At 60.7% G+C, this 17,639-nt stretch carries 20 protein-coding genes and 1 tRNA gene; 13 read left to right on the top strand and 8 right to left on the bottom strand.

The window, feature by feature from the left end:
* Position 1: 1 nt before the first annotated feature.
* On the bottom strand, positions 2-166 hold the full coding sequence (locus NW827_RS04905; protein WP_414359472.1) for a hypothetical protein: 165 nt from the start codon (positions 164-166) through the stop codon (positions 2-4).
* Between the two features lie 179 nt (positions 167-345).
* Between NW827_RS04905 and NW827_RS04900 the strand changes: the two genes are divergently transcribed.
* From NW827_RS04900 to NW827_RS04885, 4 genes are all read left to right on the top strand, one after another.
* The gene (locus NW827_RS04900) at positions 346-750 is read left to right on the top strand and encodes an NIL domain-containing protein (protein ID WP_414403177.1); all 405 of its coding nucleotides are present in this window, start codon (positions 346-348) and stop codon (positions 748-750) included.
* Between the two features lie 91 nt (positions 751-841).
* The gene (gene ndhL, locus NW827_RS04895) at positions 842-1,063 is read left to right on the top strand and encodes an NAD(P)H-quinone oxidoreductase subunit L (protein ID WP_414359469.1); all 222 of its coding nucleotides are present in this window, start codon (positions 842-844) and stop codon (positions 1,061-1,063) included.
* Between the two features lie 27 nt (positions 1,064-1,090).
* A complete protein-coding gene (locus NW827_RS04890) occupies positions 1,091-1,432 on the top strand; it encodes a DUF3007 family protein (protein ID WP_414403178.1) in 342 nt (113 codons plus the stop codon).
* Between the two features lie 171 nt (positions 1,433-1,603).
* Positions 1,604-2,197: a response regulator gene (locus NW827_RS04885; RefSeq protein WP_414403179.1), complete on the top strand. Its 594-nt coding sequence runs from the start codon at positions 1,604-1,606 to the stop codon at positions 2,195-2,197.
* A 215-nt stretch (positions 2,198-2,412) separates the two neighbouring features.
* Here the strand turns inward: NW827_RS04885 and NW827_RS04880 are convergent, their stop codons facing one another.
* From NW827_RS04880 to NW827_RS04865, 4 genes are all read right to left on the bottom strand, one after another.
* Complete coding sequence (locus NW827_RS04880; RefSeq protein ID WP_414503397.1) at positions 2,413-3,465, bottom strand: sensor histidine kinase; 1,053 nt, start codon at positions 3,463-3,465, stop codon at positions 2,413-2,415.
* A gap of 361 nt (positions 3,466-3,826) precedes the next feature.
* Positions 3,827-4,597, bottom strand: a complete 771-nt coding sequence (locus NW827_RS04875) for a DUF2993 domain-containing protein (RefSeq protein WP_414503396.1) — start codon at positions 4,595-4,597, stop codon at positions 3,827-3,829.
* Between the two features lie 69 nt (positions 4,598-4,666).
* Positions 4,667-6,688 (bottom strand): magnesium chelatase ATPase subunit D, encoded by a 2,022-nt coding sequence (gene bchD, locus NW827_RS04870; protein ID WP_414403182.1) that lies wholly within the window; start codon positions 6,686-6,688, stop codon positions 4,667-4,669.
* Positions 6,689-6,863: 175 nt separating this feature from the next.
* Positions 6,864-8,306: a gamma-aminobutyraldehyde dehydrogenase gene (locus tag NW827_RS04865; protein ID WP_414403183.1), complete on the bottom strand. Its 1,443-nt coding sequence runs from the start codon at positions 8,304-8,306 to the stop codon at positions 6,864-6,866.
* A gap of 148 nt (positions 8,307-8,454) precedes the next feature.
* On the opposite strand from NW827_RS04865, the gene NW827_RS04860 reads away from it, so the two are divergent.
* The 3 genes from NW827_RS04860 (at position 8,455) to gatB (ending at position 10,469) form a co-directional block, all read left to right on the top strand.
* Entirely contained in the window at positions 8,455-8,649 is a 195-nt protein-coding gene (locus NW827_RS04860; RefSeq protein WP_414403184.1) for a hypothetical protein, read from the top strand.
* Entirely contained in the window at positions 8,646-8,930 is a 285-nt protein-coding gene (locus tag NW827_RS04855; protein ID WP_414403185.1) for an acylphosphatase, read from the top strand. Before NW827_RS04860 ends, NW827_RS04855 begins: the two co-directional genes overlap by 4 nt.
* A 66-nt stretch (positions 8,931-8,996) precedes the next feature.
* Complete coding sequence (gene gatB / locus NW827_RS04850; RefSeq protein WP_414503395.1) at positions 8,997-10,469, top strand: Asp-tRNA(Asn)/Glu-tRNA(Gln) amidotransferase subunit GatB; 1,473 nt, start codon at positions 8,997-8,999, stop codon at positions 10,467-10,469.
* Positions 10,470-10,642: 173 nt separating this feature from the next.
* Here the strand turns inward: gatB and NW827_RS04845 are convergent, their stop codons facing one another.
* The gene (locus tag NW827_RS04845; RefSeq protein ID WP_414359450.1) at positions 10,643-11,236 is read right to left on the bottom strand and encodes a Maf family protein; all 594 of its coding nucleotides are present in this window, start codon (positions 11,234-11,236) and stop codon (positions 10,643-10,645) included.
* A gap of 140 nt (positions 11,237-11,376) precedes the next feature.
* Between NW827_RS04845 and NW827_RS04840 the strand changes: the two genes are divergently transcribed.
* From NW827_RS04840 to NW827_RS04825, 4 genes are all read left to right on the top strand, one after another.
* Positions 11,377-12,204, top strand: coding sequence for an ion transporter (locus NW827_RS04840; protein ID WP_414403187.1), 828 nt, complete (start codon positions 11,377-11,379; stop codon positions 12,202-12,204).
* 57 nt (positions 12,205-12,261) lie between these two features.
* Positions 12,262-12,768, top strand: coding sequence for a hypothetical protein (locus NW827_RS04835; protein WP_414359446.1), 507 nt, complete (start codon positions 12,262-12,264; stop codon positions 12,766-12,768).
* 73 nt (positions 12,769-12,841) lie between these two features.
* Positions 12,842-13,255, top strand: a complete 414-nt coding sequence (locus NW827_RS04830) for a PH domain-containing protein (protein ID WP_414360036.1) — start codon at positions 12,842-12,844, stop codon at positions 13,253-13,255.
* A 2-nt stretch (positions 13,256-13,257) separates the two neighbouring features.
* Complete coding sequence (locus NW827_RS04825) at positions 13,258-14,451, top strand: glycosyltransferase (protein WP_414503394.1); 1,194 nt, start codon at positions 13,258-13,260, stop codon at positions 14,449-14,451.
* Here NW827_RS04825 and NW827_RS04820 read toward each other — a convergent pair.
* Positions 14,406-15,935: a hypothetical protein gene (locus tag NW827_RS04820; RefSeq protein WP_414403189.1), complete on the bottom strand. Its 1,530-nt coding sequence runs from the start codon at positions 15,933-15,935 to the stop codon at positions 14,406-14,408. The genes NW827_RS04825 and NW827_RS04820 overlap by 46 nt on opposite strands.
* 167 nt (positions 15,936-16,102) lie before the next feature.
* Between NW827_RS04820 and NW827_RS04815 the strand changes: the two genes are divergently transcribed.
* Entirely contained in the window at positions 16,103-16,516 is a 414-nt protein-coding gene (locus NW827_RS04815) for a hypothetical protein (protein WP_414403190.1), read from the top strand.
* 9 nt (positions 16,517-16,525) lie between these two features.
* Here NW827_RS04815 and ssuE read toward each other — a convergent pair whose 3' ends face one another.
* Complete coding sequence (gene ssuE / locus NW827_RS04810; RefSeq protein WP_414403191.1) at positions 16,526-17,071, bottom strand: NADPH-dependent FMN reductase; 546 nt, start codon at positions 17,069-17,071, stop codon at positions 16,526-16,528.
* Between the two features lie 78 nt (positions 17,072-17,149).
* Here ssuE and NW827_RS04805 point away from each other — a divergent pair.
* Positions 17,150-17,221 (top strand) — tRNA-Gly (locus NW827_RS04805).
* Positions 17,222-17,639: the final 418 nt, after the last annotated feature.

Raw genomic sequence — 17,639 nt, 5'->3', positions numbered from 1 at the left:
CTCAGCGATTTGAGGAATACCGAAGACGCAGTTGCTCCATCTCGCGTAAAAACCGCCGCTGGTAGTTGAGAAAGGCGGTATGCCACTCACGGAAGCGCCGCTCGCCATCGCGCACCAACATCTGTCGGTAGTGCTCGGAGTTAAGGCGGGGCCGGGCCGAGTTCATGGGGTGGGGATCAAGAACGCTCTGCTTCCATTGTGGCAGGCGCCGGAGCCAAGGGGAGAAACTCCCGCCTTGCCAGTTCTTCTGCCCCTGCAGGCAGAGGCTTGAGCAGCCAGGGAGGACAGCCTTGCCATACTGGAAGGTGTGGCCTGGTCAATGCTCAACCAGCAACCTGAGACGCTGTGCGCAAACGAGTAACATTGATTTTCCCGCGGCACTTGGTGAATGTGCCTGTTACTTACCGCCTGGCCAAGGACTTCGACGTGGCCGCCAACATCGTGCGTGCTAGGGTGAGTCCCAACGAAGTGGGCACCCTCGTGGTGGAGCTCTCCGGAGATATTGACCAAGTAGAAGCAGGGCTAGAGTGGGTGCAGTCGTTGGGGATCGAGGTAGCCGAACAGGCCAAGGAAATTCAGATTGACCCGGCTTTGTGTGTGGACTGCGGCTTGTGTACAGGCGTTTGCCCCACCGAGGCGCTGAAGATTGCCGCTCCTGACTGGAAACTGGAGTTTCTGCGTAATCGCTGTGTTATGTGCGAACAATGCATCTCTACCTGCCCTGTCGGGGCCATCAGCACGAGTTTATAGCCATAAGGCGAAGAGCCGGCTAAGCCGACAAGTTTATTCGCTATTACAATGCTGTAATGTAACCCCGATGCGGGCTGGATTGGCACTGGAGATGCTTTCGACCCCAACGCTCATTGGCTTGACCTATGCTGCCCTAGCAGTTCTCTACCTGCTGGTGCTGCCGTTCTTGTTTTTGGTGTACGTGGACAAGCGCTGGAACTACAGCGGTGCCTGGGAAAAGGTGTTGATGTTTTTCCTAGTTTTGTTTTTCTTCCCCGGTATGGTGCTCGTGGCTCCCTTCATGACGTTTCGACCCAAGCCGCGTTCGATCTAGAGCCCGCCCTTCTGCAACCTACCAGCTATGCGCAGACGGGATGTTCTCGGCATTGGCCTAGCCCTGCTCTTGGGGGGAGGACTTTTCTACGGGCTGTTGCTTTGGGCCGGCTTGGATACGGGCGCGGCGCAGCAGGTGTCAAGCATGGTGTTTCTGCTGGGGTGCCTGGGCTGGACTGTGGGCTACCTGAAGCGGGTGTTGAGCAGGGAAATGACCCTGAAGGCCCAGTGGGCCGCTTTTGAGAGGCAGCAAATCCAAGAGAAACTTCACTCCCTCTCCCCAGAGGAGTGGCAGGCCTTGCAGGCCGAGCTGGGATCCGAAACCGAAGAGAAAGCTGAGGTTGGTTTGCCCGAGCAAGGCAAGCGCTGAAGCTGCCGGACAAACTGTACCCAAAAATCTGCCGCAAATTGGTGGAGTTTCAGCTACCCGAGCGGCGGGGTCGGCCCAACCCTACCTGTATGGCTAGTTACTGTTTTTCTTGATTGGGAATGCTAGCTTGCGCCCTAGGCAAAGTTGTGAACTGAGGCGAGCCGTTAACTCGTGCAGGTTTCCCCTTTTGCTCACCTAGCTCTGCTCACCGTGACCAAGACCGTTTTGGTGGCTCAGGGTCAGCCTTGGCAGGCCCAGCTCTGGAAGTCGGTGCTGGAGTCTCAGCGCCATGCCGTGGTGCTGGTTTCTCCTCAGGCAGATCTGGTGGAGGTGGCGGCAACTCATCCTCCGGATCTGATGGTGGTGGATATGACGACGGGGCTGTTTAACCCCTATGCCTTTTGTCGAGAGTGTCGGAGCCGGCTTCCGGATATCCCTGTGATTCTCACTCATCACCCCCGTCGCCGCATTGAGCCGGCAGAGCGGCGCTGGGCCATCTCCCAGGGGGCAGCCGAGGTGATCCCTGGTTTGGCCGAAGCCGACGACATTCTTCACTCCCTCGAGCAAGTTTACAAGGCAGCCAGGTGGCCTTTTCCCATTGACACGGCAGCTCTTCACGCGGTTCTCGAGCAGGCGGGTTTGCGGCCTGAAAAAGACAGCTCCCTTCCTTCCCCGCCCGTTGCACCAGAAGAACGCCAAGGGCAAACGGCTGCGCCCCCACCGGCAAAGTACCGGTTGATGTATCGGGGCCGTCCCGTCGAGTGAGTGGCAAGTGCTTGGCAGGCCCTTATCTGGCGTCTTGCCAGAGAAGACAGGCGCGCGAGTCGGCGTCCCTGCAGTCTGCCTTAGGCGCGCTGTTGGGAAGCGAGTGAGACAGTACCGCCCCGACCGGGCAGATGCCCGAGGCAACGAGCACGGCTGCGCCGGCTGGAGGGTGAACCAGGAACAAGACTCCTCGCCCTTCAGGGCAGAGTTGGGCATCAAGGCAGCACCAGGGCCAGGGTAGTGCCCTGGGATCCCGTCTCCACCAGACGCAAGTCTCCTCCGTGGGCTTGCAGGATACGCTTGGCGATGTACAGCCCCAGACCTCCCAATCCGCTCGGGTAGTGCTGGCCGGCGATGGAAAGGGGCTGGGCGATGTAGGGCTGGGCCAAATCTTCTAGGGGAGCCGGCAGGCCGGGTCCATCATCCCGTACCTGGATTTGGCGAGGGCCAGCAGTCAGCACCACCGCATGGCGGGCATAGCGCAAGGCATTGTCTACGAGATTCACCAGCGCCCGCTCCAGCTCGGCCTCATCGGCGTTGCCCCACCCTTCTCCCTCCACCCGCAGGTCAATCCTTCGCTCTCGAGCCAGGGATCCCATGCGTTCGGCCACCCGTCGGGCTAGGGATCCCAGGTCACAGGGCCGGGGATGCAGGGCAATCTCCCCCCGCTCTAGGCGGTAGGCCTCCACCATCTTTTGCACCAGCGCCAGGTTGCGTTGGTTCTCCTCCAGCATGCGATCCAGCAGGGCAAGCTGCTCCTGGCGACTCAAGGGCAGCTCCTGCTTGAGGGCACTCAGCAGATGCCCGAAGGCAATGAGGGGAGTTTTCAAGTCATGCACCAGCGTAGCTGTGAAAGCCTCCCGCCGTCTTTGATCGCTTTGGATCTGGCGCAGCAGATGGGCAAGAGCCTGCCGTAGGATCAGAACCTCTTGGGGATCCCCTGGGCGGAGCAGCAAAGTCCAGCGGCCTGGCTGGTTAATCAAGGTTTCCAGGTGGGCCAGCTCGCGGGCTAGCAAGGTCAGGGGCTGCAAGAGCAGGGAAGACAAAGCATAGCCCGCCAGCGCTGAGAGCACCGCCAGCAAAGGGATCCACAGCAGCAGCAGGACAGATCCCTCGGGACTGAGCTCTGTGCCGGGCAGGATCCAAGGCACTGACAGGATAAAGACCAGGTTAGGGACAAAGGAAAGGCTGGCAATCACCAGCGCCACCTGAGTGCGCAGGCTGTGGGGAAAGCGGCGACGCCAGAACTCAAGGAGGCGGTATCTCAATGGAGAACGGGAGAGAGGCCTGACTTGAATTAGGCCAGAGAGCGGCAGACGGGTCAAGAGGGCTGGCGAAAGACCGAGGCATTTTCACAGCAAGGGAAAACTCTCCCGCCTCTTCCCAGCAAAAAGTTGCCCCAAGAGCTGGTTGGGTAAGCAGGCTTTTTGGCCAATCGGGGCCCAAGGAGGGTTGAGGTGCTGAGAAAAATTGTCCGGCCCTGCTGAAGGTAGAGGCCCGGCGTTGAACTCCGACCAGCCGTCAATAGGTTGTGAAAAAACCTCTGGGCGTCTTTCCCTGTTTCGACCCCAGAGGCTTCTTCTCTTCACTCCTCACCGCTTTTGAGCGTACTCCCCCCCTGAAGGGTTGTCAAGCATTTTCCGAGTGGGATCGGCGAGTGGGAAAGCGCGCCAGAATGGCGCTGCCATAGAGGATCATCTGGTGAGGCTGGAGGCACACCCGATCTACCTGCAGCTTGCTCCCTCCCAAGGCCAGTCGATCCAAATCGAGGAGTGTATTCAGGTGGTCGACCAAAGCGCGGCTAAGGGCGCGTCCCTCTTCTGTCTCGCCCTCAAACAAAGGATCGGCCAAGCAGAGGCAGCGGCGCTCTATTACCTCGAGGCGGGCGGAGAAGCCCACCTGAAAAACCCTGCCTTCTCCCTGCTGCGCCTTGGCCCGCAATTGCAACCGCTGCTCTGGGGTGAGGCGCACTTCCACCTGGCAAAATGACAGGGGCTGGTTCTTTCCCTCCACCTGAGCTAGCTTGTTCAGTACAAGAGGGGTGTTGAAGGATTGCGCCAGATCCACTTCGCTCAGCACTACCCGCATCCTGGCCTGTACCGGCTGGCGCAGCTTAATCTGCCCTTGCCAGATTTGGCTAAAATCAATGGCCACGGCATTGCAAAACAGCTCTAGAAGCGAGAGTTGCAGGCCGTTGTACATCTGCAGGTTCTGGCCCACCAGCTCAAAGCTGTCGATCCGCCCCTGCAGCAATTTAGTAATCGGTTCTGCCCGCACCCGCGCCTCCACCCGCCCAGCTTGCTTGAAGAGGGCACGAATGGCAGCACTTACTCCCCGGCTGACCCAGTCAGTAAGCATGGAATGGGGCAGGGAGAGTTCTGGCAGAAGTCCTGTGGCCATAGGGCAAGGTGAAGAGCGCCTACAGGGATCATAACCAATCCATTAAGAAAAGTTACAGCCGCAGCTCCTCTAGGGAGAGCTACGTTCCTCTCGAAGAGCCGAACGGGCTAGGGCCGCAATCCTCTGGTCCGTGGCCCGGGGGAGGTGCAAGTAGCGTCCGCCTGCCAGTTCCGCCAGCTCAGCGCCAAAGCTAGTGGTGACAAAGCGGCTTTGCGAGTCGATGAAAAGCAGCTTTAGCCCCAAAGCGCGAATGCGCAGGGCAATCTCTCGCAATTCTTGCTTGATGTCGACAGAGTCCCCCTCCCTCCGTCCCAGAGAGCGGCTGAGGGGAATATTGGCCCGGCCATCGGTAAGGGCCACCAGCATGACTTGACCCACGTCGCCACTGGCGCGAGCGTTCACCCCCAGGCGCACCGCTTGGGTGAGGGCATGGGCCAGGGGGGATCCCCCGCCACAGGGCAGGGATTCCAGACGGCGGCGGGCCAGCTCGATGGAGCGGGTGGGGGGCAGCAACACTTCCGCAGCCTCACCGCGAAAGGCAATCAGGGCAACTTTGTCGCGGTTTTGGTAGGCCTCGGTCAGCAGGCGCAGAGCTGCGCCTTTGGCCGCCTGCATGCGGTTAAGAGCCATGGAGCCAGAGGCATCCACCACGAAGATCACCAAGGCTCCAGCTTTGCGGGCCAGCTTCTTGGCGCGGATATCGCCAGGCTCGACGATGACGGCCCGTCCTGGCTGCCGCAGGCGGCGACTTTTCTGGTAGGGGGCAGCAGCCCGCAGGGTAGCGTCAACGGCGATGCGGGGGTTGGCTCCCTGGGGCAGGATGGGCTTGACGTAGCGGCCCCGGTCGGTGCTAAACACCAAGCTGCGGGATCCCGTTTTTCCCTGTTGGCTTAGAGCTTGGGCAAAGGTCAAGAGGCGCGGGTCAAGGGCCACTTGTTCGGGATCGAAGAAAAACTCCTGGGGCAGGCTAAGATTTTCCGGCTGGGGTTCTGTCTCTTCTCTGTCTTCCCCCTCCTTGGCGGGCTCTGGCGGCTGAGGATCCGACTGTTGGGATGGGGGTGGGGGAGGCGGCGGCTGGTCGGGGTTGTAGCGGGCGCGGGGCAGCAGCACCAGTTGCACCGCCTGTTGCAGGTCTTCGGCCAAGAGGTGATCCCGTCCCTCCAGCGCCGCCAGGGCACGGGCCGCCCGCAGGGCAAACTGCTCCCCTCGATGGCCTTGGACATTGCCGCGGATGGCCTCCTGCACCAGGTAGTGGATCTGTTCCCGCCGTGGCTTGACCTGGGGCAGCCACTCCCGCGCCAGGAGAATGCGGGTGCGGATTTCCTCCACTTCCGCCTGGTGTTCCGCCAGAAAGGGCTCAGGGGCGTCGACAAATCGAGTTGCCCGCTGGACAATTTCCCCTCGCTCCTCCAGGCTCAGCTCCTGCCCCACCGGCACCACCAGCGCTAGGCGATCCAGCAGGTGGGGGCGCAGGGATCCCTCTTCGGGGTTGTAGGTGGCCACTAGGAGTGGCCGGCAGGGGTGCTGCAGGCTCAGCCCTTCCCGCTCCAGGCGGTTTACACCCTCTCCCACCACCGTCAGCAGCAGGTTGACGATGGCGTCGTCTAAGAGGTGGATGTCGTCCACATAGAGCACACCCCGGTGGGCGGCAGCCAAGAGCCCTGGCTGGAAGACCGTTTCCCCCTGCTTCACCGAGGCCTCCACATCCACGGATCCCAGCAGCCGATCCTCCGTCACCCCCAAGGGAATCTGGACAAAGGGAGGAGCTATCACTTGGGTAGGGGGCGTTGTTCCCTGCGGGTAGCGGGCCTTGGCCCAGTCCGACCAGGTCTCGGGCCGCGCCGGGTCGTCGTTGCAATAGGAGCCGGCGATGACCTCGATGGGAGGTAGCAGGGCGTGGATCCCTCGGGCCAAAACCGACTTGGCCGTGCCGCGCGGCCCCACCAGCACCACCCCTCCCAAGCTGGGATCCACCGCCGCCAGCAATAGGGCTAGCTTGGCGGTTTGCTGTCCGACGACAGCGGTAAGGGGGAAGGTGCGGGGGGGGGCTAGGGTTGCAGATCCCAGGGGTGGCTTAGGGAGGTGGGTCATCGACGGTTAAATCTTGCCGATCTTTTGAGATCTTCCCAGATCCAGGGCAGATTGAGAGCTGTACACAGAAGAATAGCTCGGTAGCCCCGTACTAAACGCTCCGCGCCGCTGACGCGAATGAGATGGGGAAGGGTTTCTGGATGTCCCTGCTGAAGTGCTGCTGTTTTGTCAAACTTCAGCGGCTTGCAATCATCACATGCTTGGTAATCTGATACTCTCGTACCGCTTCTGTCGAGAGATCTTTGCCAAATCCCGATTGCTTGAAGCCGCCGTGGGGGGCTTCCGAGGCGATGGGGAGGTGATCGTTAATCCAGACGGTGCCCACCTCCAGCTCAGCCGCCAGCTTCATTGCTCGTCCAATATCTTGAGTCCACACAGAAGCCGCCAGCCCGTATAGGACGTCATTGCCCAGGCGTAGCGCTTCTGCTTCTTCGCGAAACGAGCTGAGGGTGAGAACTGGCCCAAAAACCTCACTCTGCACGATCTCCGCTTTTTGATCGACATCGGTAATCACTGTGGGTTCGTAGTAGTAGCCCCGGTCAAACCGGGAAGGGATCCGCCCGCCGGTTAGCACCTTGGCTCCCTCGGCTTTGGCCCGCTCCACAAATCCCATCACCCGCTCCCGCTGGGCTGCCGAGACCAAAGGCCCCATCTCTACCCCCGCCTCAAAGGGAGGCCCCACCACCACCTTGCGCATTGCCTCGACAATGGCCTCTTGCATCTGCGCCAGTCTGCTCTCGTGCACATAGACGCGGGTAGCTGCCGTGCAGTCCTGGCCGCTGTTGAAGGTGGCGGCAAAGGCAGCCTTGGCGGCTACGCTTTCCACGTCGGCATCTGCAAAGACCAGGAAGGGCGCCTTGCCCCCCAGCTCCAAATGCACCCGCTTCAGGGTGTTGGCGGCGGTGCGCATCACCTGCTTGCCGGTGGCGGTAGAGCCAGTGAGGCTGACCATGCGCACTTGCGGGTGTTCCACCAGGGCTTGGCCAGTGGCATTGCCTCCGGTAACGATGTTGACCACCCCCGGCGGGATCCCGGCCTCGGCAGTGAGCTCCGCCAGCCTCAAGGTGGTTAGAGGAGTGGTGGGAGCGGGCTTGAGCACTACCGTGCAGCCGGCGGCCAGGGCAGGGCCAATCTTCCAGACGGCCATCAGCAGGGGGTAGTTCCAGGGGGTAATTTGCGCGCACACCCCCACCGGCTCCTTGCGAAATAGTGAGGTGTAACCCTTGGCGTATTCTCCGGCGCTGAAGCCATGGATGTCGCGGGCGGCAGCGGCAAAGAAACGCAGGTTATCTACCGCAAAAGGCAGATCCCCTCCCAAGCTCACCAACTCATAGGGCTTGCCGGTGTTTTCCGACTCCAGGCGCGCCAGTTCAGCAGCCTGCGCCTCGATCAAATCCGCCAGTTTCCAGAGGGCCAGGGATCGCTCGCCGGGGGTGAGCTTCGACCAGCGGCCATCGGAAAAGGCGGTTTGGGCAGCCTGTACTGCCCGATCCACATCGGTGGGGCTGGCGTCCACCACCTCCGCTAGTTTCTCCCCCGTGGCCGGGTTCTCGATAACCATCAGGTCTCCCCCTTGGCTATCCACCCATTGGCCGTCGATCCAGAGTTTGTAGGCCATGGCCTCTTCTCAACTGCTCGCTAGAAACACTTCTCCCCATTGTGCCGAATCTTGTCCAGCTTGGAGGGCGTTGTCTAGGGATCCCCTCTTTTTCCATTTCTGTCTGATAAGGTCAGAAGGGAGCTTTCTGCACAAGCGAGGTTGGCGCATGTCTCCTGTGCTGTGGCAAGCCATTGGGTACGCCTGCGGGATCTCGTTGGGGATCCTGGGACTGGTTGCCCTCATCAACTTTCTCTGGCAGCACCTAGAGCAGCAGGCCGAGAAAGCTACGGCCCAGCCAGCTGAGCCGCCAGCAGCTTCGGAACCTCGTAGCACCTCGGAGGAGGGATCCCTGTCAACATGAATGACACAGTTCGCGTTCACGTTTGGGTGCGCGGGCGAGTTCAGGGGGTAGGGTTTCGGGCTTACACGGAAGCCATGGCCCGCAGCACCGGTGTCCACGGTTGGGTGCGCAACTTGCGGGATGGCCGTGTCGAGGCGGTTTTTGAGGGATCCCCGGCGGCGGTGGAGGCAATGCTGCGCTGGTGTCAGCAGGGCAGCCCCGGCTCGCGGGTGGAGGGCGTCGAACACCGTTCCGAGCCACCCGAGGGCCTCTCTACCTTTGAGATCCGCCCCACCGTTTGAGGCAGCGGGTCAGGAGCTGGTGACATCCCGCTAGAATGGGGAAACCTACCCTTTACTCTTTTGGCCATGACGGTTGCTGCTCCTGCCAAAGTGGAATACGAAGCTGTCATTGGGCTGGAGGTGCACTGCCAGCTCAGCACCCGCTCCAAGATCTTCTCCAGCAGCGCAACGGCCTTCGGCGCTCCCCCCAATACGCAAATTGACCCCATCTGCATGGGCCTGCCCGGTACGCTGCCGGTGCTGAACGAAAAGGTTCTAGAGTATGCAGTCAAAGCAGCTTTGGCCCTGAACTGCACCATTGCCCCTTACAGCAAGTTTGACCGCAAGCAGTACTTCTACCCCGACTTGCCCAAAAATTACCAAATCTCCCAGTACGACCTACCCCTTGCCACCCAAGGCTGGGTCGAGATCCAGCTTAGCGACGGCCGCACCAAGCGCATTGGCATCACTCGTTTGCACATCGAAGAAGATGCGGGCAAGTTGGTGCATGCTGGCAGCGATCGCCTTGCGGGATCCAGCTATTCCCTGGTGGATTTCAACCGGGCAGGAGTCCCCCTCATCGAAATTGTCAGCGAGCCAGACATCCGCAGCGGCGAGGAAGCCGCAGAATACGTGCAGGAGCTGCGCCGCATCCTGCGCTACGCCGGCCTGTGTGATGGCAACCTGCAGGAGGGATCCCTGCGCTGCGATGTCAACATCTCGGTGCGTCCGCTGGGGAGTCAAACCTTCGGCACGAAGGTGGAAATCAAAAACATGAACTCCTTCAACGCCATCCAGCGGGCGATTGAGTACGAGTTCAAACGCCAAGTCAAGGCTTTGGAAGCGGGCGAGCCTATCGTGCAGGAAACTCGCCTTTGGGAAGAAAACAGCCAGCGCACCATCAGCATGCGCAAGAAAGAGGGATCCAGCGACTACCGCTATTTTCCCGAGCCGGATCTGCCGCCCATTCGCATTACCGAGGCGCAAAAAGCCCGCTGGCAGGCGGAGCTGCCGGAACTACCGGCTGTGAAGCGGCGGCGCTACCAAGAGGTGTACGGACTTTCGGTGTACGACTCTCGCTACCTCACCGACGAACGCAACACCGCCGAGTACTTTGAGGCCGTGGTTGCCGCTGGCGCTGACCCGAAGGCAGCCGCCAACTGGATGATGAGCGACATTGCCAGCTACCTCAACACCCACAAGCTGGACTACCCCGACATTGCCCTAAAACCAGAAACCCTGGCCGAGCTAATTAGCCTCATCGAGCAGGGCGTCATTTCCAGCAAAATTGCCAAGGAAATCCTGCCGGAGCTGTTGGAAAAAGGTGGCTCTGCCCGCGCCTTGGTGGAGGCCAAGGGCCTGACCCAAATCTCCGATAGCCACCTCTTGGAGCAGATGATTGCCGAGGTGCTGGCAGAAAACCCCGAGCAACTGCAGCAGTATCGCGGGGGTAAAACCAAGCTCTTTGGCTACTTTGTCGGGCAATTGATGAAAAAAACCCAAGGGCGGGCGGATCCTAAGCTAGCCAACGAGCTGCTCAAGCGGCATCTAGACGGGTGAGCTCCTCCTCTTCCGCTTCAACGGGACCTTGCAGTCCCTCCACGAGCAGACACGGGCTGCCCCACCGCGTAGGTGTCCTCGACTCCAGCAGCGCTCACCACCTCTTGGCGGGGGTGTTTGGATCCCGGCCCTGGCTCTGCCAGGGCAGTGCAGGACTTGTCGACCCCCCCTAGCTAACTCCAGACTTCGGTGAGGGAGTAGCCCAACTCCTGGATCATGCGGCGCAGCAGGGGCAAGCTTAGCCCGATGACGTTGCCAGGACACCCCTCAATCCGCTCCACAAACAGGCTGCCCCGGCCATCCATGGCAAAGCAGCCCGCACAATTAAGCGGCTCGCCGGTGGCCACGTAGGCGCGGATCTCCTCGTCGCTGGGCTTAGCAAAAAACACCCGCGTAACCGCATAGTGGGTGAGGCGGCGGTTCTGCTTCGTGTCAATCAAGGCATGACCCGTATAGAGCTCCCCCACCTCGCCCCGCATTTGCCGCAGGCGCCGTTCCGCTTCCAGAGCATTGGCCGGCTTGCCCAGGATTTCTCCCTTGAGGTAGAGCACCGAGTCGGCCCCAATGACCAAAACAGGCTCCCGTTGCTGGGCCGCCACCACTTCGGCTTTGGCCGAGGCCAGCTTCTGCACCAGTTCAACTGGATCCGAGCTTTGGATTTGGCTTTCGTCAAAGTAGCTGGGTTGAACGCGGAAAGGGATCCGCGCAGCTTCTAACAATTGGCGGCGGGCAGGAGATTGTGAAGCCAGGACAATGGGAGGCAACATCGATTCAATACTCACCTCAAGCCTAGACGTTTGTAGGATTGAAGTTCGCTCTACCTACCAGTTTCCATTACCCTAGTCAAGGTACGCCCGATAGGCGCTCAAAGGAAACTCTCTCGATCTCTCCCAACTGGAGCTCGTTTGTGACCACCCTGCCCTCCCAGGCCTCCCCTCAAGCCAAGCTTGTCCCTGCTGGCCTCCTCCAGCGGTATTGGGGAGATGAAGACACTCCCGAAAGCCGCTGGGTGAATTTACTGGTGGCAGCCCTGGTTCTCTGCTCGTCCACCTTCTTTGTGGCGGAAACCTACCCCCTGCCCTTGGAGGTGCGCCTTAGCCTAGAGCGGCTGGATCGCTTGATCCTTGGCCTGTTTGTGGTGGAGTACCTGCTGCGCTGGGCAGCGGCTCCCCAGAAGCTGCGCTATGTCTTCAGCCTCTATTCGCTCATTGACTTGCTGGCGATTTTGCCATTTTTTGCTGGTCTAGCCGATATTCGCTTTATCCGTCTCTTGCGCTGGTTTCGCATCCTGCGGCTGCTGCGCCTAGTGGAGGGCAAGACCCTATTGGGTCAGGTAATCTCCGCTGACACCCGCATCTTGTTGCGCATCCTTTTTACTCTCTTTGCGATTGTCTTTGTCTACTCTGGCCTTATCTACCAGGTGGAACATCCGGCCAATCCCACCACTTTTGCCACCTTTTTGGATGCTTTCTACTTTTCTGTTGTCACCATGACCACGGTGGGGTTTGGGGATCTCACCCCCACCTCTGAGCTGGGCCGGCTGTTGACGGTGCTGATGATCTTGACGGGCGTGGCCCTGATCCCTTGGCAAGTGGGAGAGCTCATCAAGCAACTGGTGAAAAGCGGCAACTCAGTTCAGTGGGCCTGCCCAGGCTGTGGCCTCTCCCAGCACGATGAGGATGCCCAGTTTTGTAAGCGCTGTGGCACGCCGCTCTATCCCCGGGATCGAGGCTAGTGGCCAATTGGAGGCAAAGACAGGATAGGCTAGGACAGGTTGGGAGGAGGAGCGGCAATGTGGGCCCACCCCGAGCTGGCTATCCCTGGCAAGTTGAACGTGAAGGCAGGCGTGGCAATGCTTGCTGCCGCGATTGTCCTGGGCTGGATCCTCAGCCAAGTTCAGCCGTTGCCGCTTGCCCCCCAGGAGGCCTCAGGGATCCCTACAGAACCCCTTTCCTGGCAAGAGGTGCCCAAACAAAAGTACGCCTGGCACATCTGCTACGCCTTTTTGGGCAATATGGGACTCATCAACATCGGCGGCGGCCTGGCGCTGGTGGTGCTAGGATCCCGCTTTACGGCTGGGCAACTCCTCTCGCAAATTCTCCTCTTGGGTGGAATGCTGCACCCCGCCTCTTGGGCCTTGGTGGCTCTGACCGGGTTAGAGGGATGGGGCTGGCTGGGCAATATCGGGGCAGCAGCCGTGGCGCTGGTTGTGATAGCCCTGTTTGTTCGCCTAATCTGGGCCACCTATTGCTCAGGGCAAGCCCTTCAACGGCAAACCCGCTCCCGCCTCTCCCGCTAGCTTGCCGGGCAGTTGGGGAAGGCTAAGAAACTGTTTAAGATTGTTTATGGTCCCTACGAACATTCGACTGGGCATGGCTATCAAAGAAGAGGTTTTTTTTGAAGGCGGGCCCCATATTGGCGATCTAGTGTTGAACTCCTTTGTCGGTCTTACCGTGGTTGGCTTGCCTCTATTTGTAGGGGCGCTGGTGCGCAGGCTGTGGGTTCACTACCGGATTACCAATCGCCGCATCACGGTCATTGGCGGCTGGGGGGGGAAGGAGCGCTCCGATGTCATTTACAAGGAGATTGCCAAGGTGGTGACGGTGCCGCGGGGCCTGGGCACTTGGGGCGATATGGTGCTCACCCTCAAAGACGGCAGCCGCCTAGAGATGCGGGCAGTGCCGCGCTTCCGGGAGATCTACGCCTACATTAGCGAGCGGCTTGACGAAAAAGCCAGAAAGGTCAGCGGCCCTATTGGCAAAAGACCCCCCGCGGCAGAGTCCTAGCTATGCCGAGTTGGGATCCCTCTTGGCCGCAGCGCCTAGCGTTGGTGCATGAGTACCTCATCTGGCCGGGGGGATCGGAAAAGGTTTTGCAGGAGCTACTGGCCTTTGCCCCGCAGGCTCCCCTCTATGTCAGCCTTTTCTCGGCCCACACCCTGCCGCCGAGCTGGCGGGAGCTTTCAGTTCACACTTCGTTTTTGCAAAGCTGGGCCAAGTGGCTAGGGGTACTGCGCCGCAACTACCATGGCCGCCTCAAGTACCTGCTACCCTGGATGCCCTTAGCCTACGAGAGCTTCGACTTTTCCGGCTATGACTGTGTAATCTCCAGCAGCCATGCCTTTGCCAAAGGGATCTTGACAGGGCCTTCCACCCTCCACCTAAGCTACATCCACAGCCCGCCCCGCTACCTCTGGGAAAACCGGGAGATCTACCTTGAGCGGGAGGGGTTGACAGGGATCCGCCCGCTTGCTGCCCTCAGCCGATGGCTAATGCACCGCCTGCGCCAGTGGGATTTTGTGGCGGCCCAGCGGCCAGATCTATTGATTGCCAACTCGCAGCACATCCGCCGGCGCCTCGCCAAGCTCTACCGCCGCGAGGCCGTGGTTATCTATCCGCCGGTGCCGCTGCAGGGGTTTGAGCCGGTGGCCACTCCCCAGGCCGACTACGACCTGGTGGTAAGCCGGCTGGTGCCCTACAAGCGGGTGGATCTCGCCATTGCTGCCTGCCAGCAACTGAACCGCCGTTTGGTAGTGGTGGGGGAAGGGCCGGAGCTGCCGCGGCTAAAGCAATTGGCAGGACCACAGGTGGAGTTTTTGCCCCACCAGCCTCTAGAGTGCTTCCAGGAACTGCTGGCCAATTGCCGGCTGCTGCTGTTGCCCTGGGAGGAAGACTTTGGCTTGGTGGCCGTGGAAGCCCAGGCCTGTGGCCGACCGGTGGTGGCCCTCAACCGAGGCGGTACCTGCGAGACCGTCCGCCACGGCCAAACGGGGATCCTCATCTCCGAAGCCAGTGTGGAAGCCCTCGTCGAAGGACTGCGCCAGGCAGAGCGCCAGGAGTGGGATCCGCGGCAGATTCGCGCCCATGCTCTGCAGTTTGCACCGGAGCGGTTTCATGCCCAACTGCGATCCCTGCTGCGCTGGGCCTGGCCCCGTTTTCAAGCTGGAGAGCCGCTGGATCCGCGAGCATGGAGCGCTGAGTAGAGCCGCCGCTGCACAAAAGTTGGCAACTCGATGCGGCTGCGCTCCCCCCTTTCTCCGCCGCTGCAGCCCGTGGCCAAAACAGAGCGCTTCAGCAGCCTTTCTGTGCGATCCTGCTCCTCCTTGAGGGTAAGGGGGGGGATCCCGCCGGCAGGCATTCTCCCCGTTGGGGGTTCGCCGGTAGGAGGGACGGCAGCTCCTTTTGGGGAGGGAGCAGGCTGGGCAGGCGCTGCTTGCAGCCGTTCCTGAGCGGGCCAGCGGTGGGCAGCAGCCGGCTGGCTCGACCTGGGCTCGACAACGGCCCGGCCGAGAGCCAACGGGTGCAGGGCAGCCAGTTGCTCCTCCAGCTCCCGGTTGCGCTGCTGCAACAGGGCCACCTCCTTTTCCTGCGTTTGCGCGTAGGCATGGGCCTGGGCACACTCAGCTTTCAGGGCCGCCACCTGCTGCTGCAACTTCTCTATCTGCTTTTGGCTAAATAGAGAGTGGGCCTCCGCCACTTCCCGCGCCCGCTGGGCTTCTTTCAGGCTTTCCTGCGTTGGTCGCTGGGCCAGCTCTTGGCGGAGCTGATCCCGCTCAGCCCGCAGGGCGTCCAGCTCAGAGGTGAGAGCCTGCACCTGCTCTTTCAGGGCAAGAAGCTGCTGGGTCTGCTCCGCCTGCTGCTGACGGCTCTGCTGCAGTTCTTCCAGCAAGCTGGCCCGCTCCGCTTTGGCAAAAGAGGCCTGTTGGCGCAGGCGCTCCAACTCTGCTTGCAGCTTCTCCCCCTGCTCTGGCAAGGAACCTTGCTGCAATTGACGAATCTGTTGCCGGGCCTTGTCCAGCTCGGCCTCGAGGTGGGCTTTTTCACTCTCCAGCTGGGTCCTCAGACGTTGCCACTCCGCTTCAGCTTGGCGGTGGGCAGCTTCCAGCTCCGCCCGCAGGGTTTCCAACTCCTGGGCAGAGGGCCGACTGGCCAGCTCCTGAATTTGCGCCTGCAGCTGCGCCTTTTCTTTCTCCAACTCCTGGATGCGGAGCTGCAGTTGGGTCTGCAAAAGCTGCACCTGCGATAACTTGGCGGCGTATTCCTCCAGCTGCTTCGCTTGCTGTTTCAGCTCCAGGATCTCCTGCTGCAGTTGATAGAACCGGGCCGGCTCGATACGCCGCTGCAATTCTGCCTTGAGGGTTTCGATTTCCGCTTGGCTGGTTTGCAACTGCTGCTGCAGGAGCTGGTAGTGCTCCAGCGTGGGGCGCCGCTCCATCTCCCAGAGGAGATTTTGTAGCTCCTCAATGTGCTGCTGCTGAAGCTGAAAAGCTTCCAGGGTAGGACGTTGTTCCAGCCGAGCCTTCTCTTCCTGACAGGCTTGCAACGCTTGCTCCTGCTTTTGCAGTTGCTGTTCCAGGCGTTGGATACACTCAATCTGCTGCAGCGACAGCGCCTCTGACTCGGCCAGGGATCGCTCCAGGTTGCGCACCCGCGCCCGCAACGTTTCTAGCTCCTCTTCCCCTTCCATAGCCGGGCTGCTCAACAGGTCATGCGCCTTACTGTAGCAGATGCTGGGGGGGAAGATCCAGCTTGACCACCACATATAGCGTAAACTTTTGGGTTCCCACAAAACTGACGCTAGGGATCTCCTGCTTACCGCCTATACTGGGAGAGGGATTTTTAGGTGGAAGTCCGGTGGGATCCCGACTTTGGCCACTGACACTGGCCCTACTGGCCGTAGCGGCTGCAGGGGGGTGTAGCCCTGCTGCTCTGCCTCCTAGCCCTCCTCTGCCGCCACTCATCCTTAGCAGCGACATTCCGCCCGTCATCAGTCGGAGCAACTTTTTGGAGGTGGGGATCGCGGTGTCGGTACCGGGGCGGCTCCCGGCGGAGCTGGCGTTGCAGCTCTCCTGGTCAGGGATCGAGGTGCAAACCCTCTCGGCAGCCCAGGTCAACTGTGTTGCCGGCGAGGTATCCTGCACTACTCGCTTCCGCCTCCGCCCCCCTTCAACCCTGGCGCCCGGCCCCTACCTCCTCAGTTTGCGGGTTTTCGACCGGCTGGGGCAAAGCACTGCTGTAAGCACACCAGTGCTGCTGCAGGATCCCTGAGAGAGTTCCTCACTGCACCGCCCGGGCAAGGGCCTGGAGCCCAGCCTGCAGGCGTTCGGCAATCTCCTCCTCCAGGCGCAGGGTGCCGTCTGGCTCAAACTGGATTTGCGAGCTGAGGATGTAGATCCCTTTCAAAATGTGGGTTGCGCCCATCACGGCCAGCACCGGCTTCATGGCAAAGTCGATGGCCAACAGGTGGGCCAGCGTTCCCCCCGTAGCAATGGGGAGAATCACTTTGCCGACAAAGGCATCCTGGTCTAGCAAATCCAACAGTGCCTTGAACACGCCGGGATAGGAAGCCTTGTACACAGGAGCGGAGAGGATAATCCCGGCGGCCTGGGCCACCTTTTCCTGAATCTGCTTAAGTTGAGGACTCTCGAAGTTAACCCGTACCAGATCCTCTGGCGGCAAATCCCGCACCGAAACAAACTCCGTCTTCAACCCCAGGCTGGCCAGGATCCCAGCAGCATGGTGCAAAATCGCCTCCGACCGCGGCGGTGGGCCGGCAGACTCGCGGGGGCCGGGGCTACCGGAGAGCAGAAGAATAGAGGGCATCGGCCAAAGGCAGAACGCTGCTTCTGTTGTACCAGGGATCCCGCCCAAGAAGTGCTAATATAGTAGTCGAGGTTAACTGCGGGCGTAGTTCAGTGGTAGAACGCTAGCTTCCCAAGCTGGATGTCGTGAGTTCGAATCTCATCGCCCGCTTCTGGACAAGCAAAACCCTCTCTTGCCGCTGCCGGTCCCAACCTACCCCTAGCCAGTGTCGAGGGGGAAGGGAGAGGGGGCAGCACGTAGCTTCTGGAGGCAAGAGCAAGCTGCCCTGCTGAACTGGCCAGGGATCTGGCTAGGGCATAAAGGGGCACTTCTAGCCCCACCTGCAAGGCAGAAGTTGGCGGGTAGTGCTCAGGGACAATCCCAGCCTTAAGCCCGTAGCAGCCCTGCAGGAAGGATCCTGGTGGTGGGAGAAACGCCCTTGTCTGAGACAGATCTGCCTGCCCAGTCTCCTTCCGCATTAGAGCAGGGGAGGTTTATCTGCTCAGCCTGCGGAGGTGGCAGCAGGGCCTTCGGGGGTCTCCACCGGGTTGTCCACCACCCGCCGCAGCACGCCGTTAACGAAAGCGGC

It is taken from the genome of Synechococcus sp. H70.1, from assembly GCF_047502705.1.
In the GTDB taxonomy this organism is placed as follows: Bacteria; Cyanobacteriota; Cyanobacteriia; order Thermostichales; family Thermostichaceae; genus Thermostichus.
The sequence above is the reverse complement of the archived record's forward strand: the minus strand, read 5'-3'. Positions and strand labels throughout refer to the sequence as shown.

Coding starts and splice junctions, on each gene's coding strand:
- ndhL (WP_414359469.1), top strand. CDS start 842: ATGCTTTCGACCCCAACGCTCATTGGCTTGACCTATGCTGCCCTAGCA.
- NW827_RS04860 (WP_414403184.1), top strand. CDS start 8,455: ATGTCTCCTGTGCTGTGGCAAGCCATTGGGTACGCCTGCGGGATCTCG.
- NW827_RS04830 (WP_414360036.1), top strand. CDS start 12,842: ATGGCTATCAAAGAAGAGGTTTTTTTTGAAGGCGGGCCCCATATTGGC.
- NW827_RS04905 (WP_414359472.1), bottom strand. CDS start 166: ATGAACTCGGCCCGGCCCCGCCTTAACTCCGAGCACTACCGACAGATG.
- ssuE (WP_414403191.1), bottom strand. CDS start 17,071: ATGCCCTCTATTCTTCTGCTCTCCGGTAGCCCCGGCCCCCGCGAGTCT.
- NW827_RS04855 (WP_414403185.1), top strand. CDS start 8,646: ATGAATGACACAGTTCGCGTTCACGTTTGGGTGCGCGGGCGAGTTCAG.
- NW827_RS04835 (WP_414359446.1), top strand. CDS start 12,262: ATGTGGGCCCACCCCGAGCTGGCTATCCCTGGCAAGTTGAACGTGAAG.
- gatB (WP_414503395.1), top strand. CDS start 8,997: ATGACGGTTGCTGCTCCTGCCAAAGTGGAATACGAAGCTGTCATTGGG.
- NW827_RS04825 (WP_414503394.1), top strand. CDS start 13,258: ATGCCGAGTTGGGATCCCTCTTGGCCGCAGCGCCTAGCGTTGGTGCAT.
- bchD (WP_414403182.1), bottom strand. CDS start 6,688: ATGACCCACCTCCCTAAGCCACCCCTGGGATCTGCAACCCTAGCCCCC.
- NW827_RS04890 (WP_414403178.1), top strand. CDS start 1,091: ATGCGCAGACGGGATGTTCTCGGCATTGGCCTAGCCCTGCTCTTGGGG.
- NW827_RS04865 (WP_414403183.1), bottom strand. CDS start 8,306: ATGGCCTACAAACTCTGGATCGACGGCCAATGGGTGGATAGCCAAGGG.
- NW827_RS04845 (WP_414359450.1), bottom strand. CDS start 11,236: ATGTTGCCTCCCATTGTCCTGGCTTCACAATCTCCTGCCCGCCGCCAA.
- NW827_RS04875 (WP_414503396.1), bottom strand. CDS start 4,597: ATGGCCACAGGACTTCTGCCAGAACTCTCCCTGCCCCATTCCATGCTT.
- NW827_RS04820 (WP_414403189.1), bottom strand. CDS start 15,935: ATGGAAGGGGAAGAGGAGCTAGAAACGTTGCGGGCGCGGGTGCGCAAC.